Annotated in this window: 13 protein-coding genes; 3 read left to right on the top strand and 10 right to left on the bottom strand. The window is 68.9% G+C overall.

Going from position 1 to position 16,097, the window contains the following annotated elements; all coding sequences use genetic code 11:
• Positions 1-8: 8 nt before the first annotated feature.
• The 4 genes from QRN40_RS10220 to QRN40_RS10205 form a co-directional block, all read right to left on the bottom strand.
• Positions 9-1,562: a CoA-acylating methylmalonate-semialdehyde dehydrogenase gene (locus QRN40_RS10220; RefSeq protein WP_285115508.1), complete on the bottom strand. Its 1,554-nt coding sequence runs from the start codon at positions 1,560-1,562 to the stop codon at positions 9-11.
• A complete protein-coding gene (locus QRN40_RS10215; RefSeq protein WP_285115507.1) occupies positions 1,559-2,518 on the bottom strand; it encodes a Cgl0159 family (beta/alpha)8-fold protein in 960 nt (319 codons plus the stop codon). The genes QRN40_RS10220 and QRN40_RS10215 overlap by 4 nt, the downstream gene beginning before the upstream one ends.
• Positions 2,505-3,479, bottom strand: coding sequence for a 5-dehydro-2-deoxygluconokinase (iolC, locus tag QRN40_RS10210; protein WP_285115506.1), 975 nt, complete (start codon positions 3,477-3,479; stop codon positions 2,505-2,507). The genes QRN40_RS10215 and iolC overlap by 14 nt, the downstream gene beginning before the upstream one ends.
• 69 nt (positions 3,480-3,548) lie before the next feature.
• Positions 3,549-4,475, bottom strand: coding sequence for a dihydrodipicolinate synthase family protein (locus QRN40_RS10205; RefSeq protein WP_285115504.1), 927 nt, complete (start codon positions 4,473-4,475; stop codon positions 3,549-3,551).
• A gap of 57 nt (positions 4,476-4,532) precedes the next feature.
• Here QRN40_RS10205 and QRN40_RS10200 point away from each other — a divergent pair, with 57 nt between their 5' ends.
• Genes QRN40_RS10200 through QRN40_RS10190 form a run of 3 tightly spaced genes read left to right on the top strand, consistent with a single transcriptional unit; the run spans position 4,533 to position 7,191 of the window.
• The gene (locus QRN40_RS10200) at positions 4,533-5,273 is read left to right on the top strand and encodes a FadR/GntR family transcriptional regulator (protein ID WP_285115503.1); all 741 of its coding nucleotides are present in this window, start codon (positions 4,533-4,535) and stop codon (positions 5,271-5,273) included.
• A complete protein-coding gene (gene dgoD, locus QRN40_RS10195; protein WP_285115502.1) occupies positions 5,270-6,430 on the top strand; it encodes a galactonate dehydratase in 1,161 nt (386 codons plus the stop codon). The genes QRN40_RS10200 and dgoD overlap by 4 nt, the downstream gene beginning before the upstream one ends.
• Positions 6,427-7,191 (top strand): SDR family NAD(P)-dependent oxidoreductase, encoded by a 765-nt coding sequence (locus QRN40_RS10190; RefSeq protein ID WP_285115500.1) that lies wholly within the window; start codon positions 6,427-6,429, stop codon positions 7,189-7,191. The genes dgoD and QRN40_RS10190 overlap by 4 nt, the downstream gene beginning before the upstream one ends.
• 9 nt (positions 7,192-7,200) lie before the next feature.
• On the opposite strand, the gene QRN40_RS10185 is transcribed toward QRN40_RS10190, so the two are convergent.
• From QRN40_RS10185 to QRN40_RS10160, 6 genes are all read right to left on the bottom strand, one after another.
• Positions 7,201-9,309, bottom strand: coding sequence for a beta-galactosidase (locus tag QRN40_RS10185; protein ID WP_285115499.1), 2,109 nt, complete (start codon positions 9,307-9,309; stop codon positions 7,201-7,203).
• Positions 9,306-11,585: a glycoside hydrolase family 3 N-terminal domain-containing protein gene (locus QRN40_RS10180; protein WP_285117474.1), complete on the bottom strand. Its 2,280-nt coding sequence runs from the start codon at positions 11,583-11,585 to the stop codon at positions 9,306-9,308. The genes QRN40_RS10185 and QRN40_RS10180 overlap by 4 nt, the downstream gene beginning before the upstream one ends.
• Positions 11,586-11,716: 131 nt before the next feature.
• Positions 11,717-12,667, bottom strand: a complete 951-nt coding sequence (locus tag QRN40_RS10175; RefSeq protein ID WP_285115498.1) for a carbohydrate ABC transporter permease — start codon at positions 12,665-12,667, stop codon at positions 11,717-11,719.
• Positions 12,667-13,584, bottom strand: coding sequence for a carbohydrate ABC transporter permease (locus tag QRN40_RS10170; RefSeq protein ID WP_285117473.1), 918 nt, complete (start codon positions 13,582-13,584; stop codon positions 12,667-12,669). Before QRN40_RS10170 ends, QRN40_RS10175 begins: the two co-directional genes overlap by 1 nt.
• A 98-nt stretch (positions 13,585-13,682) precedes the next feature.
• Positions 13,683-14,693 (bottom strand): LacI family DNA-binding transcriptional regulator, encoded by a 1,011-nt coding sequence (locus QRN40_RS10165; protein WP_285115497.1) that lies wholly within the window; start codon positions 14,691-14,693, stop codon positions 13,683-13,685.
• A gap of 148 nt (positions 14,694-14,841) precedes the next feature.
• Positions 14,842-16,080, bottom strand: a complete 1,239-nt coding sequence (locus QRN40_RS10160; protein ID WP_285115496.1) for an extracellular solute-binding protein — start codon at positions 16,078-16,080, stop codon at positions 14,842-14,844.
• Positions 16,081-16,097: the final 17 nt, after the last annotated feature.

The following is a 16,097-nucleotide window of genomic DNA, read 5'->3' as shown; positions in this document are numbered from 1 at the left end:
CCTACGCGTCAGTCGTTCTGGGGGAAACCGAGGTTGATGCCACCGTGCGTGGCGGGGTCGAGCCACCGGCTGGTGATCGCCTTCTCGCGGGTGAAGAAGTCGAAGCCGTGCGCGCCGTATGCCTTGGCGTCGCCGAACAGCGAGGCCTTCCAGCCGCCGAACGAGTGATACGCGACCGGTACGGGGATCGGCACGTTGATGCCGATCATGCCGACCTGCACCTCGCTCTGGAAGCGGCGCGCGGCACCTCCGTCATTGGTGAAGATCGCCGTGCCGTTGCCGAACCGGCCCGAGTTGATGAGGCCGAGGCCCTCCTGGAAGGTCTTCACCCGGACCACCGAGAGGACGGGGCCGAAGATCTCCTCCTGGTAGGCGGCAGAGCTCGTGGGGATGTTGTCGATCAGCGTCGGGCCGAAGAAGAAGCCGTCCTCGTTGCCCTCGACGGTGAAGCCGCGGCCGTCGACCACGATGTCCGCGCCGTCCTGCTCCGCAATGTCGACGTAGGAGGAGACCTTGTCGCGGTGCACGCCGGTAATCAACGGGCCCATGTCGGGCTCGCCGCCCGGACCCCCGGCGCCGTCGCCGACGCGGAGCTTGACGATGCGCTCCCGGATGCGGCCGATGAGATCGTCGGCGACCGGTTCAACCGCCAGGACGACCGAGACGGCCATGCAGCGCTCGCCCGCCGCGCCGAAGCCGGCGTTGACGGCCTGGTCGGCGACGAGATCGAGGTCGGCGTCGGGCAGGACCAGCATGTGGTTCTTGGCGCCGCCGAGAGCCTGGACGCGTTTGCCGTTCTTGGAAGCCGTCTCGTAGATGTACTGCGCGATCGGCGTCGACCCGACGAACGAGATCGACTGCACGACCGGGCTGTTCAGCAGGCCGTCGACGGCGAGTTTATCGCCCTGGAGCACGGTGAAGACGCCGTCCGGCAGGCCCGCCTCCTTCCATAGCCGCGCAAGCCACAGGGCTGCCGACGGGTCCTTCTCCGACGGCTTGAGGACCACCGCGTTACCGGCTGCGATCGCGATGGGGAAGAACCACATCGGCACCATTGCCGGGAAGTTGAAGGGCGAGATGATCCCGACCACTCCGAGCGGCTGCTTCAGCGAGTACACGTCGATGCCGGTCGATGCGTTCTCGGAGTAGGCGCCTTTGATGAGGTGCGGGAACCCGGTCGCGAGCTCCACGACCTCCTGGCCGCGCAGGATCTCGCCCATCGCGTCGGAGATCACCTTGCCGTGTTCGGAGGTGATGATCGCGGCCAACTCGCCCTTGCGGGCGTTCAAGAGCTCGCGGAACGCGAACAGGACCGTCTGCCGCTTTGCGATCGAGTACCCGCTCCACACCTCGTAGCCGCGCTGCGCCGCGGCGATCGCCGCGTCGACCTCGGCCTGGTCGGCCAGTGCGACGTTCGCGATCGGGATGCCGAGCGCAGGGTTGAAGACCGGAGCGGTGCGGCCGCTGCGCGAGGGGTACTCCGCTCCGTCGATCCAGTGCGTGATCGTCGGGAGGTCGGCGCCGGAGGCGGCTGTGACAGTGGAGGGGGTGGTGGTCGTCATCGGATTCCTTCAGGGGTCGAGGAGGTGCGGTGCGGCGCGCTGCCGTGGACCAGGGCGGACGCGATGTCGACGGCCTGCGCGACATCGTCGTCCTGCGGGTAGAGCAGCGTGCGGCCCACGACGAGGCCGTGCACGCCCGGGAGGCGGAGCGCCGCGTCCCAGGAGGCGTAGGTCTCCTCGGGCGCCGCGTCGGTATCGCCGCCGAGCAGCAGCGTCGGGAGGGTCGTCGCGGCCATCACGCGCTCCATCTCACGCACGACCGGCATCTTCAGCCAGGTGTAGGCGGACGAGGTGCCGAGGCCGGCGGCGATGGCGATCGAGTTAATCACGGCGTCCGGGGTCAGGTCGTTCACGATCCGGCCGTCCTTCCAGGAACTCAGGAACGGCTCGAGCATGATGGGCAGTTCGGCGGCGGCGGAGGCGGAGACGGCTGCCGCGCTCCTCTCCAGCGTGAGAACGGTGCCCGCATCCTCGAGGTTCACACGGACCAGGAGCTTCGCGGCGTCGAGGCCATCGCGCACCACGGCCGGCACGTCGTACGCCGTGTTGCGATCGTCCATCTCGAACACCGATCCACGCAGGCCACCACGGTTCATGGAGCCCACGACGATCTTGTCATCGAGGACCCCGAGCAACGCGAGGTCGTCGATGATGTCCGGTGTGCCCAGCACGCCGTCCACACCGGGCCGAGAGAGAGCGAGGGCCAGGCGCTCGAGCAGGTCGTAGCGGTCGGCCATGGCCATCCCGTCGGCGCGGACGCCGAGCGCTCCGCGGGCGGGGTGGTCGGCGGCCACGATGAAGAGGCGGCCGTCGTCACGCACCAGTGGCCGGCGGGCGCGCGCGGCAAACGCCGCCGCGACCGCGCCCGGCTCGCTGTGGCGGAGCCTCCGCAAGCGGCCGAAGGCGTCCTCGCCGATGACCGGAGCGTCGCCACGGATCAGGTCAGCTGCCGACATGCTCGACCTCCTTCAGGATGTCCTCGACCTCGGCGGTAGTCGGCATGGCTGTCGAGCACTCGCGCCGGGTGGCGACGATCGCGCCGGCGATGTTGGCGAACCGGAGCACGCGGTCTAGCGGCCACCCCTGGAGCAGGCCGAAGCACAGCGCGCCGCCGAAGCCGTCGCCGGCTCCCAGTCCGTTGACAACCTCGACCGGGTAGGGCGGCACCTCGACGGTCTCCTCGCGGGTCTTGGCGAGCACACCGCGCGGACCCTGCTTGACGATCGCGAGTTCGACGCCGCGCTCGAGCATCGCATCCGCCGCCCGCTGCGGGTCCGTCTCGCCTACCGCGATCTCGCACTCCTCGCGATTGCCGACCGCCACCGTCACGTGCTCCAGCGCACGTTCGACTTCAGCCGTCGCCCTCTCCGGCGACGCCCAGAACATCGGGCGGTAGTCCAGGTCGAGGATTGTCAGAGGCGCCCGGCCGCGCGCCTCCCAGGCGACGTGGTGGGCCGTGCGGCTCGGGTCGCGCGATAGGCCGGTCACAGTCGCCCACAGGATGCGCGCGCTGCTCAGGGCGTCGAGGTCGAGCTGCTTGCCCGTGATGGCCAGGTCGGGCGCCAGCGGATCTCGGTAGAAGTAGAGCGGGAAGTCGTCCGGAGGGAAGATCTCGCAGAAGGTGATCGGCGTCTTCAGCGAGGGGACGGTCCCGACGAAGCGGTCGTCCACCCCCAGCCTCCGCAGCTCGCGATGGGCGTAGCGGCCGAACGGGTCGTCTCCGGTCGCCGTCACGACGGCCGAGCGGAGCCCGTGCCGTGCCGCGGCGATCGCGACATTGGTCGCGCTGCCTCCGAGGTACTTGCCGAAGGTCTCGACGTCTTCGAGACCGACGCCATCCTGCAGCGGATAGAGGTCGATGCCGATCCTGCCGACGGTGATGACGTCGAAGCGGTCGGACATAGCGTTCTCCGTCATGACTCTTGACTCCCGGAACCGTGATTCTCTCTCCGGCCAGCATAGTTATGTCTTAACAAACTTACAAACTCAGTTCTCGGCGCCCCAGGTCAAGGCCAAAGGCTGGTGACGCGCGGCCAGCTCCAGGAGTGCGGCCCGGGTCGCCTCCGGAAGCGGCGCAAGTGGCGCCCTCACGCGGTCGCTCCGGATCACGCCACCGGCCTGGAGGACCGCCTTGGCCGCCACCAGCCCGGCCTGGCGGTTCTCGTAGTGGATGAGCGGCAGGATCTCCTCCCACCTGGCCGTCGCCGCACGGAGTTCTCCGGAGCGGGCGAGGCGCACCACCTCGCCGAGGACCTCCGGGACGAGACAGCTGCTCATGGTCCCGACGGCTCCCGCCTCGAGGTCGGGGATGGCCGTCACGCCCTCCTCGCCGTCGAAGACCCCGGGCAGATCGGATCCGGCCGCGGCGATCACCTGGCGGATCTTCTCGGCGGCGCGGGGGACTTCGACCTTGGCGTAGCGCACCTGGGGAACCTCGCGCGCGATCGCAGCGAGCGTGTGCACCGACAGGGGTGTCGTGCTGAGAGGGGCGTCCTGGATCATGATGTCGATCGAGAGACCGTCCGCGACGCGCTTGAAGTATTCGAGGACGAGGCCCTCGGGGACGCTCATCGTCACGCCGAAGAACGGTGGCATCAGCATCACCATGCTCGCGCCGGCCGCCTCCGCCTGCCGGGCACGCTCGGCGGCCACCCGCGCACTGAAGTGACTGGCGGCGACCACAACGGGGAGCCGCCCCTCGGCGCGCGCGAGCGTCGCGTCGACCACCCGGACCCGCTCCTCGTCCGTCAGCGAGAATTGCTCGGAGTAGTTCGCGAGGACGCACACCCCGTCGGCCCGAGCATCCACCAGGAAGTCGACGATGCGCTGCTGACCGTCGAGGTCCAGTTCTTCGTCGTCGCGGAACACCGTGGGGGCGACCGGCAGGATGCCGGTGAGTACCTGGTCGTTCATGAGCACCTTTGCATCGCGGAGTTGACCGATTCATCCAATCATATAATGATTGCGCTCATGAGCACAGGCGCTTTCGATGTGTCCCTGTCGCGGGCAGGTACACTGCACGCCCAGGTCGTCAACGTCCTCGGACTGAAGATCGCGGGAGGTACGTTCCCCTCGGGCGCGACCCTTCCGGCCGAACCAGTGCTATGCGACGCGCTCGGCGTGAGCCGCGGCGCGCTCCGCGAGGCCGTCAAGGCGCTCGCCGCTAAGGGCATGCTCGAGCCGCGGCCGCGGACGGGAACCGCCGTCGTCCCGCGCGAACGGTGGAACCTCCTGGACCGGGACGTGCTGACCTGGCTGGCAGCCAGCGACCGGGATGCGCTAATCGGGCATCTCACCGAGATGCGCCGCTTGGTGGAGCCCGGCTCTGCCGCCTTGGCCGCCGAACGGGCCACCGGGGCGGAGGCCGCGGAGCTCTTGTCGGCGTACCGGACGATGGCCGTAGCCGGCGAGACGGGCACCGTCGATGCCTACGCGGATGCCGATGTCCGCTTCCACCAGGTGCTCTCCCGGATCAGCCACAATCCGATGCTGGCTGCCCTCAGCGCCTCGTGGGACGTCGCGCTCCACACGTCGTTCGAGACCACGTCCGGAGCGGAAGGCGCCATCGCGGCCAGTCTGCCCATCCACGCCGGGATCGCGGAGGCCGTCGCGCACCGCGACGCCGATCGCGCAGCGGTCCTCGCGCTCGAGCTGGTCGACGCATCCGCCGCGAACCTGAGCGCCGTTCGCCGACAGGAGGGCACGCTGTGAAGATCGAGTCGGTCCAGACCGTCGTGGTCAACGCGAAGCTCCGCAATTGGGTCTTCGTCAAGGTCACCGCCGACGACGGGACGATCGGGTGGGGCGAGGCCTCCCTCGAATGGCAGGCCCGGGCGGTAGCGGGCGCGGTCGCCGACCTGACGCCGATCCTGCTCGGTCAGGACCCGCGTCGCATCGAGCACCTGTGGCAGGCGATGTACCGCGACCACTTCTTCAAGGGCGGGGTGGTCACCATGAGCGCCATCTCGGGGGTCGACCAGGCGCTGTGGGACCTGAAGGCGCGCCACCTGGGCGTACCGGCCTACGAATTGCTCGGCGGAGCGGTGCGGGACACGCTGCGGATGTACGACCACCTGGGCGGTGGCGACAGCGCGGCGGTCTACGGCGATGCGAGCATCGAGGGGTTCGGCGCGGCAGCGCGTCGTGCCGTCGACGACGGGTTCACGGCCTTGAAGATCCTCGCGGTACCGAGCGGCGGCGGACTGCCCTCGAACGCCGACCTCGCCGGCGCAGCGGCGCTTATGGCGACAGTGCGCGAGGCGGTCGGAGATGACGTCGACATCATGGTCGACCTGCACGGCCGCACGACCGCGGCCGGCGCGCTGGCGTACGGCCGCGCTCTCGCCGAGTTCCGGCCGTGGTTCTTCGAAGAACCGTGCGCGCCGGGGAACCCTCGCGAGCTGGCGGAGGTCGCACGCGCGCTCCCCTTCCCGGTCGCGACCGGCGAACGCCTCATCGCGCTGACCGAGTTCCGCGAGCACCTCGCACAGGGAGCCTGCGCGGTGCTGCAACCGGACATCTGCCATGTCGGCGGCCCCACCGGTCTCAAGAAGATCGCCGCGTTCGCCGAGAGCCACGAGATTCCGCTCGCGCCGCACAATCCGCTCGGTCCGATCGCGACCGCCGTGAACCAGCACGTCGCGTTCGCGACTCCGGGGGTCATCATCCAGGAGGTGATGCGATCCGACGTCCCGTGGCGCGACGACGTCGTCACCGGCACGTTCCCGATCGTCGGCGGCGAGATCGGGATTCCGGACGGCCCAGGGTGGGGCATCGAGGTCGACGAGGAGGCGGCGGCCCTGCACCCGTATGTCCCGGAGCTGCAGATCACCACGCGCAACCGCGACGGATCGGTGGCGGACTGGTGAGCGCGCGCACCGCCCTTGTGACAGGCGGCTCGCAGGGCATCGGCGCCGCCGTCGTCCAGCGCCTCGCCGATGACGGGTACCGGGTCTGTTTCATCGATCTCGCGGAGGCTCGCGGAACGCAGCTGGCCGAAGTGCGGTCGACGGAGGGGCACGACGTCCGGTTCCACCGCGGGGACGTCCGCGTGGACGCTGACCTGCGTGCGGCCGTCGACGGCATGCTCGAAGACTGGGGCCGGCTCGACGTGCTCGTCAACAACGCCGGCCGCAACAGCTATCACGACGCGGTCGCAATGACCGAGGACGAATGGGACGAGGTCTTCGCTGTCGACCTGAAGTCCGCCTGGCTCTCGGCACGCGCGTGCCTGCCCGCGTTGCAGCGGACGCGGGGCGCCATCGTCAACGTCTCCTCCATCCACGCCCGGCTGACGACTCCGGGCATGTTCCCCTATGCCGCCGCCAAGGCGGCGGTCGAGGGACTCACCCGGAGCCTGGCCGTCGACTACGCCCGCAGCGGTGTCCGCGTCAACGCAGTCGCCCCCGGTTGGACGCGCACGCAACTCGTCGACGAATGGCTCGACAGGCAGGCCGACCCGGACCAGGCGCGTCAGGACATCCTCGACGCCCATCCACTCGGCTACATCGCCGAACCGGCCGACGTCGCCGCCGTGATCGCCTTCCTGGCGAGTCCCCTGGCCCGCGCCGTCACCGGCGCGGTGTTCCCCGTGGACTGCGGCCTCGGCGCGACCTTCGCGATCGGCTAGCCGCCGGACCTACTCCCGGGCGAGCACGACGCTGCCCCACGCGTCCAGGGAGATCGTCCCGGCGATGCGTTCCCCGGTCGCGGCGTCGGTGAGGGCCTCACTCCGCGGCAGCGCGACCTCCACGGCCTGCCATCCATTGTTCGAGACGAACCAGACCCGCGTCCCGTCAGGGCGGCGCATGCTCGTCACGTGCACGCTCTCCGGTCGGCCGGACCAAACGTCGGCGACAGGCTCGACGTCTCGCTCCGCGAGCGCCCAGCGCACCACCGCAGACACGGAGCCCTGATCGGGGAGCACGCCGAGCCAGGTCATGCGACCTCGGCCCACCGTGTTGCTGGTGATCGCCGCGTAGCCGCCGAGGAAGGAGTCGTCGACTTTGGCGAGCACTTCGGCGTCCTCGGGCACCAGGAGGTCCATCCAGCCCTCCGCGACAGCGTCCGCCGACAGGCTCGGGCCCACAGCAGTGTCGGACGCCGCGAGCAGCCGACGGGTCCCGATCAGCGTCGACGACTCCTGATACGACGCCCCGACGGCCGGTCGAAGCGCTCCGGGCGCAGTGGCCCAGCGGGCTCGCACCCATTCGTCGGTGTAGCCGGAACGGAACGTCAGGACCACGTGGGCGCCGTTCTCGGCGTGCTCGATGAGACGCTGCAGGAGGACGTCGTCCGCGACATAGAGCGCCGGTACCAGGAGGACCTTCTCGCCCCTCCAGTCGGAGTCGGGGTGGACGACCCGGACCTGAACCCCCTCGTCCACCGCAGCGTCGTACATCCGCATGAACACTCGATGGTAGCTGTGAACGTCCGGCTGCGCCGTCCCCGGCACGAGCAGCATGGGATCGAACTCGAGCGCCTGCAGCGAGTCGCGTGAATAGAGCAGAGCGACGTCCGCGTCGGGGACAGCGCCCTCCAACGCGGGAGCGAGCTTCCGGAGCTCTTGACCCAGTTCTGCGACCTCCCGGTAGATCCTTCCCGGCTCGAGGTCGTGGCCGATGACCCCACCCCAGTATGTCTCCGCTCCGTAATGGAGGGTGTGCCAGTGCCAGTAGGCGAGGAGGTCGGCGCCTCGAGAGGCGAACAGGTGGGCGAGCTGACGCAGCTGGCCGGGGAAGGGCGGCACGTGGGTCGCCTGTGCTCCGATCGATCCCGCCTGCGCCTCGGTGATGGCGAACGACGACCCGCGCGGTCCGCGCAGGCTGTACGCGAGGTCGGCCTTCCACTCCGGCACGGAGGGTCCGGCGTCGAGCAGCCAGAAGGGTGCAAGACCGGTGGTAGCCGCGTCGGGCGCCTGCGGCCGCTCGAGAGCCCGCTGCATCGGAAGGTAGACGTTGACGGCCGTATGGTCGAGCGCCTCAGCGATCGGGCGGAGCGCCGTGCTCCCCAGGCTGTCGCCGCCCACGGTGTCGTGGAAGATGAACCGGTCGTCGGCGACATGCTCACGCAGGATGTCCCGCTGCCAGCCGAGGAACTCCACTGTGAGTGCAGCCTGGAACCGCATCCACTCGAGGGCGTACCCCGGGTTGGTGTTCCCCTCGGGGCCCCAGAGCTCATCGATGCTGCTCAGCCGCTGACTCCAGTAGGTGAGGCCCCACTTCGCGTTGATGCTGTCGACGTCGCCGACGTGTTCGAGGACGTGCTGGCGGAACCGTTCCATAACGGCGTCACCGGCCAGACGATACACACCGATCTCGTTGTCCACCTGGAAGCCGATCACGCCGGGGCGGTTGCCGAAGGCGTCGCCCATCGCGCGGATGATCCGCTCGGCGTATCGGCGGAACGTCGGATGGGTGAAGTCGACGTTCTGCCGGCCGCCGTACGCGACAGGGCGCCCATCGGCGAGGACGGCCATCACCTCGGGATGGGCACGGAAGAGCCACGGCGGGATGGCGTACGTCGGCGTCCCGACGATTACCTCAAGGCCTCGCTGGTGAGCGGCGTCGACCACCCGCTCCAGCGCGGCGAAGGAGATCTCGCCGTCGGCCGGTTCGTACGACGCCCACGTGGACTCGCCGACGCGGATGGTGGTGAACCCGGCTTCGACCATGAGGTCGAGGTCGGCTTCCAGCCGTTCGTACGGCTGGTACTCGTGATAGTAGCTCGCTCCGAATCGCACGGTCACACCGCCGCCGGGAGCGCGGTCGGGATGCGCTCCAGCTCGACGTCGGTGACCAGCTCCCGCTCGGGACCGGTCTCGCGCACGTCGCCTCCCAGCACGACGGAGTCGGTGAGACCGCCGGCGGTGGCCGATGGAGCGACAGTGAAGACGAACTCCCCCGGCTCGACCTGCCAGCGCAGGCCGCGCCCGACCAGTGCCAGCCTGTCCGCAGGCACGGTGAAGCGGATCGCGGCGGCCGCGCCCGGGTCGAGTTGCACCCGCGCCCACCCGACGAGCTGGCGGAGCGGCCGTGTGACCGACGCGGCGACGTCGCGCACGTAGAGCTGGACGACGTCCGCGCCCGCCCGGTGGCCGGTGTTCTCGACCGTGCACGAGACCGTGATCGTCGACGACGTGTCGGCCGGAGCGGCGACCTCGACCTGCAGGTCGCTGTGCCGGAACGTCGTGTAGGACAGTCCGTGGCCGAACGGGAACGCCGGAGCGGGGTTGATGTTCGAGACCGGGTTGGCCCCGCCGAGCCGCGGGTGCCGGTACGTGTACGGCTGGCCGCCTGCGCTCTTCGGCATGCTGACGGGGAGTCGCCCGCTCGGGTTGACCCGTCCGCTGAGCACGCCGGCGATCGCCGCGGCGCCCTCCTCACCCGGGAAGAAGGCCTGGATGATCGCGGCAGCCGACGACTCCCACCGAGCGACCGGATAGGGGCGGCCGGTGAGCAGCACGACGACGACAGGAGTCCCGGTCGCGATGAGCGCATCAACGAGGTCCCGCTGACGGCCGGGGAGCTCGAGCTCCTCGATGTCGCTGCCCTCGCCGACCGTGCCGCGGCCGAACAGCCCGGCCCGGTCGCCGACGACGGCGACGCAGACCTCCGCCGCCCGGGCAGCTGCCACCGCTGCCGCGATGCTCAGGGCCGCAGCCTCGTCGGTCTGGTCCTCCGCCCGGACCGTCGTGCCCGGGGCGAAGGTGACCCTGCCCTCGGGGAACTCCTGACGGATTCGCTCGAGCACGGTCGGCAGCGCGATCCCCAGCGGGGTCCCGTCCTGCACCTCGACATGGTTCGTGAACGAGTAATTGCCCAGGAGCGCCTCCCCCGCGTCCGCGTTGGGGCCAACGACCGCGATCGACGCGGAGGCGGTCAGCGGCAGGGTCTCCGCGCCGTTCGTCAGAAGGACGACCGACTGCTCGGCCAGTTCGGCCGCCACGTCACGGGCCTCCGCGGGGTCGAGCTCGACCGGACGAGGCTCGACGCGCGGTCCGAACACCCCGAGCCGGAGCTTCTGCTCCAGGACGCGCCGGACCGCGCGATCCACTACTGCTTCGGGGATCCGTCCGGCGCGGACCGCCTCGGCGAGCGGTTCCAGATAGTCGTTGCCGGTGGGCAACTCGACGTCGACGCCGGCCTGGAGGGCGATGATCGCAGCTTCGACGTCGTCGGCGGCGATGTCGTGCAGGTTGTGGAGGAACGCCACACCGAAGTAATCGGCGACGACGGTGCCTGCGAATCCCCAGGTGTCCCGGAGCAGTCCGGTGAGGAGTTCGGGATCGGCGGCGATGGGGACACCGTCGATCTCGGCGTAGGAGTGCATGACGGCTTCCGGATGCGCTAGCCGGACGGCCATCTCGAACGGAACCGAGAACGTTTCGAGGACCTCGCGGCGCCCCGCGTGCACGGGCGCGAGGTTGCGGCCGGCCTGTGATCCCGAATAGCCGAGGAAGTGCTTCAGGGTCGCCCCCACCCCGGCGGACTGGACGCCCTGCACGTAGCGGCTGCCGATCGTGCCGATGAGGTACGGGTCTTCGCCGATGCACTCCTCGACGCGACCCCACCGCGGGTCCCGGACGACATCCAGCACTGGAGCGAGGCCCAGGTGGATGCCGAGGTCGCGCATCGACCGCCCGATCTGCTTGCCCATCCGGTCGACCAGCTCGGGGTTCCAGGATGATCCCCAGGCCAGCGGCGTCGGATAGGTCGTCGCGCCGTAGAGCTGTAGGCCGGTGAGGATCTCCTCGTGGACGAGCGCGGGGATGGCGAAGCGGCTGTTGGACTCGATCTCCTGCTGCACGCGCTCCACGGCTCCGAGCATTCGCTCGATGCCGGTTACCTGGCTGCCGAGGGGTCGGGTGAGCTGACCGACGCCGTGGCGCGCGAAGGTGGCGAAGTCGTCGACCTTGGCGATCATCTCGTGCTGCATCGGCGCGATGTTGCCGCCCTCGCCGACGGAGTCGTCGAGCTGCAGCCAGAGCCCCACGAGCTGGGCGAGCTTCTCGTCGAGCGTCATGTCGGCGATGATCCGCTCGACGTCAATGTCGACGTCCTGGTCTGCGGGCTCGTGGGCAGGCTGGCGCTGGTCGTGAACAGTCACGGCTCTCCTCGGATGGTTCGTGGGGTGAAAGAGTTGTCGGCCGGCGTTCAGCCCTTGACCGCGCCCTCCATGATCCCGGCGACGAGCTGACGCCCGGCGAGCAGGAACAGGAGGAGCAGCGGGATGGTGGCGAGCACCGATCCGGTCATCACGGTCGAGTAGTCGATCGTGTACTGGGTTCGCAGTTGCTGGATGGCCACCTGCGAGGTGAAGTTGTCGGGCGTGTTCAGGATGACGAGTGGCCACAGGAAGTCGTTCCAGGCCGACATCGCGGCGAACAGACCGAACACCGCCGCAGAGCCGCGGATATTCGGGAGGACGAGGGAGCGGAAGATCCGGAACGTCGACGCGCCGTCGACCCGGCCGGCCTCGACCAGCTCGTCGGGGATCGAGCCGACGATGACCTGCCGCATCCAGAACACACCGAACGCCGACACGGCCCCCGGGACGATCAACGCCTGCAGGGTGTCGACCCAGCCGAGGCTGGACATGATCATGTACATCGGCACCAGACCGAGCTGACCGGGGATGGCCATGGTCGCCACCACCGCGATGAAAAGCCAGTTTCGCCCGCGGAACTGCAACTTGGCGAAGGCGAAGCCGGCCAGGCTGCAGAAGAAGATCTGCAGCAGCGCGACGCTCACCGCCACGATGGCGCTGTTGATCAACGACCGTCCGAACGGGACGGTGCCGTTGATGATGTCGAGGTTCTTCAAGAAGTTGCCGCCCGGCGTGAACACCGGCGGGAACTGCGACACGGCCGAGCTGCTGTTCGAGCCAACCACGAACATCCAGTAGAGCGGCGCGAGCGCCAGCAGGACGGCGACGGTCAGCACGGTGTAGGTGAACCAGGAGACGCGCCGCCGCTTGCGGAGTGAGCCGACCGGGCGGTCGCGCGCGGTACGGTTCGATTTCGCGGCCGCTCGTGAGACGGGACGTCTGGGCGCCACGCGGTCGTCGCGCGGTTCGGCCTCGGGACGGGTGGAGGTTGTCGTCATCAGGAGCTCCTAATCAGCCGCGCGAGGGCGAAGTTCACCAGTGCCAGCATCAGCACCACGAACAGCAGCGCCATCGCGATGGCCGACGCGTATCCGAACTTGAACGAGTTGAACGCCTGCCCGTAGAGGAGCAGCGTCATCGTGAGCCCCTGCCCATTGCTGCCTCCGGTCGGCGACGTGAACAGCAGCGGCTCGGTGAAGATCTGCAGCCCGCCGACAGTGGAGGTCACCACCGTGAACAGCACCGTGGGGCGGATCATGGGAAGCGTGACCTGGGTGAAGGTCTGCCAGCGGCCCGCTCCGTCGATCTCGGCCGACTCGTACAGCGAGTCGGGAACGGCCTGCATCGCCGCGAGGTAGATGAGGGCGTTGTAGCCGGTCCAGCGCCAGATCACCATGAGCGCGATCACCGACTGCGTCGTCCAGGGATTGGCTCCCCAGTCGATGGGAGGCAGGCCCAGCACGTGAAGGCCCCAGGCGATCGGGCCGTAGTCACGACCGAAGATGGAGCTGAAGACCAGCGTGACCGCGACGAGCGGCGTGACGTTCGGTACGAGCAGGGCCATCCGCCAGAACGTCTTGACCTTCAGGCTGCGGTTGTTGAGCGCGGTGGCGATCAGCAACGCGAGGACGAGTCCGGGGATGGTGGAGAGCAGGAAGATCGTGAAGGTGTTTCCGAGCGCCTTCCAGAACCGCGGGTCGGCCAGCATCGCCTGATAGTTGCCGATGCCCACGAACGGGTGGTCGGTCTCCAGGGGCGCCCAATTGTGGAGCGACACCCACGCGGTGTAGATCAGCGGGCCGAGCCCGAAGGCGAGGAAGAGCAGGAAGAACGGGGCGATGTACACGTACGGCGCCATCCGCTCCCGGAAGGTGACCCGGCGCCCTCGGAGAAGGGCGGGGCGGGCAACGGTCATCGTTGACACGGCAAGTCCTTTCGTGGCCGGCGCGACTGTGCCGACTCAACGAGAGTTCCAAATCCGGAACGCCTTGTCAAGACTTTCGCGAAAGTTGCTTAGTCGAGTTTCTCGTCGAAGGGGGCGGTGCTCTGACGCACGACGATTTCGGTCGCGAGCTCCACGGCGGTCGCCGTCCTCACTCCGTCGATCAGTTGGCGAAGTATCCGCACGGACTCGCGTGCCGTGTCGTCGATCGGCTCGTGCACCGTGGTCAGCGGCGGCGACGCCCACTGGGCGATGGGCACATCGTTGAACCCGACGACGCTGAGGTCCTGCGGGATGCGGAGGCCCCTGATGCGGGCCGCCTCGTAGACGCCGAGGGCCTGCTCGTCGGAGGCGGCGAAGATGGCCGACGGCGGCACCGGGAGGGCGAGCAGTCGCTCGGCTCCGTCCCGGCCGCCCTCATAGCCGAACTCCGTCTCGACCAGGTATTCGTCTGGCACGGTGATGCCGGCCGAGGAGAGGGAGGCGCGGTACCCGTCGACGCGGGCACGACTGAACACGAGGTCGAGCGGCCCGCTGACCATCGCGATCCGGCGGTGACCCAGCTCCAGGAGGTGCGCAGTGGCCGCCCACGCGCCTCGCCAGTGGGTGATGCCCACCGTCGGGACGTCGGTCGACTGCATCACGCGCGGGTCGATGACGACGTAGGGAAGCCCCAGCTCCTGCATCCGGTCCCTCTGGGCAGCGGACATCTCGACGACGGCGAAGACGACGCCGTCGACCGCCCGGGCGGCGATGAGGTCGATCCAACTCTCGTCCGCACTCCCGCGCATACGGGTGAGGATGACCCCCAGACCGCTGGCGTGGGCGGCTTCCTCGAGGGCACCGACGAGCGCCACAGACCAGGGGCTGGTCAACTCGGCGAGGACCACGGCGATCATGCCCGTCGTGGGCGAGCGGCGCGGGGTGTACTCGTGCTGCTCGAGCAGGGCGGTGATCCGCGCCCGCGTGGACGCGGAGACGCCAGGCCGGTCGTTCAGCACCTTCGACACCGTCGGGACCGAGACGCCCGCGACTTCCGCGATGTCGGCGATCGTGACCCGATCGGTCGGTACGGTGCTCATTGCGCTCCCCTCACGGGCATCCCCGGTGCGGGACACACATCACCTTAGAGCGTTCGAGAAACTTTCGCGAGGCGCTCGCGGGCTTTCGAAAAGCCTCCCGGCCGCGGTCGGGGGAACCGCGGCCGGGAGGTCGATCCACCGAATGGTGCTAACCGTTCGCCGCTTCGCGTTTGGCATCGGATAGCGTCTGCTGCCAGGACGCGTCAGCGCTCTGCTGCCCCTGATCGACTCGTCCGAGGCCGTTCTCGAACTGGTTCTCGATCGCCCGGTCCTTCGGTCCGACGGGGTGGCCGTGGTAGGCCTTCACACTGTCGACGTAGATCTGGCCGGCGGGAGCGTCACTGAAGAACGAGTCCTTGTAGCCGGTCACGGCGGGGTTCGAGTAGAGCGAGGGAACGGCCGGGAAGTCCGCGGTCTCCTTGAACAGCGACAGCTGCTGCTCCGGCGCCTCCAGCCACTTGATGAACTCGTACGCCTCTTTCGGGTGGGCGGCGTGCTTGGGCACGACGAGGAAGGATCCGCCGTCGTTGCCCGCCGCGCCCGGGAGGCTGGCGATGTTCCACTTGCCGGCGGTGGCGGGGGCCTGCTGCTTGATCGACAGCAGCATCCAGGCCGGAGCGATCAGCGTCGAGATCCCGCCGTCCGCGAGAGCGGCGTTCCACTGCGGCGAGTAGGTCGGGACGTTCGCCGAGAGGCCGGCGCTGATGGCGTCGACGCCGTACTGCCACGACTGCTTGATGGCGGGATTCGTGGCGTAGACGAGCTTGCCGTCCTTGTCGGTGTACTTCAGGTCAGCCTGGTTGGATGCGGCGCGGAAGATGGCCTTGCCGCTGTCGATGAACTTCTTACCGGTCGCCGCCACGTACTTCTTGCCGGTGCTGATGTAGTCGTCCCAGGTCGGCCACAGCGCGCTCACGGCCTTCGGGTCCGTCGGGAGCCCGGCCGCCTGGAACAGATCCGTGCGATACGCGACGGCCATGCCGCCAACGTCGGTGGGGATGCCCACGACCGTGCCGTCCTTGGCGACACCGCCGCTCCAGCGCCAGTCGAGGTAGTCGCTCTTGATGTCGTTGGCGCCGAACGTCCGCAGGTCGGTGAACGCCTGCGGGGTCGCGGTGAACTCCGCCATGTAGTCGATGGCGATCTGGCCGATGTCCGGACCCTTGCCCGCGCTGAGCGCGGTGAGGAGGGTCTGGTGCGCGGCGTCGTAGTCGCCGATCTTCTGCTGGATCTTGATGTTCGGGTGAAGCTTCTCGTACTGCTCGACCTGCGGCTTGTACAGGGACGAGAATCCCCAGACGTTGAGCGTGATCGGGCCGGACGACGTCCCGCCGCTCCCGGAGCATCCGCTGAGGACCAAGAGGCCCGCGGACACGATGGCGATCAAGGCAGCTCTCTTAGGTG

Source organism: Leifsonia sp. fls2-241-R2A-40a (assembly GCF_030209575.1).
In the GTDB taxonomy this organism is placed as follows: domain Bacteria; phylum Actinomycetota; class Actinomycetes; order Actinomycetales; family Microbacteriaceae; genus Leifsonia.
This window is presented reverse-complemented; position numbering and strand designations above follow the sequence as displayed.

Excerpts from the sequence above, each read along its gene's own strand:
- QRN40_RS10220 (WP_285115508.1), bottom strand. The coding sequence starts at position 1,562 with ATGACGACCACCACCCCCTCCACTGTCACAGCCGCCTCCGGCGCCGAC.
- QRN40_RS10215 (WP_285115507.1), bottom strand. The coding sequence starts at position 2,518 with ATGTCGGCAGCTGACCTGATCCGTGGCGACGCTCCGGTCATCGGCGAG.
- iolC (WP_285115506.1), bottom strand. The coding sequence starts at position 3,479 with ATGACGGAGAACGCTATGTCCGACCGCTTCGACGTCATCACCGTCGGC.
- QRN40_RS10205 (WP_285115504.1), bottom strand. The coding sequence starts at position 4,475 with ATGAACGACCAGGTACTCACCGGCATCCTGCCGGTCGCCCCCACGGTG.
- QRN40_RS10200 (WP_285115503.1), top strand. The coding sequence starts at position 4,533 with ATGAGCACAGGCGCTTTCGATGTGTCCCTGTCGCGGGCAGGTACACTG.
- QRN40_RS10180 (WP_285117474.1), bottom strand. The coding sequence starts at position 11,585 with ATGACGCTCGACGAGAAGCTCGCCCAGCTCGTGGGGCTCTGGCTGCAG.
- QRN40_RS10175 (WP_285115498.1), bottom strand. The coding sequence starts at position 12,667 with ATGACGACAACCTCCACCCGTCCCGAGGCCGAACCGCGCGACGACCGC.
- QRN40_RS10170 (WP_285117473.1), bottom strand. The coding sequence starts at position 13,584 with ATGACCGTTGCCCGCCCCGCCCTTCTCCGAGGGCGCCGGGTCACCTTC.
- QRN40_RS10165 (WP_285115497.1), bottom strand. The coding sequence starts at position 14,693 with ATGAGCACCGTACCGACCGATCGGGTCACGATCGCCGACATCGCGGAA.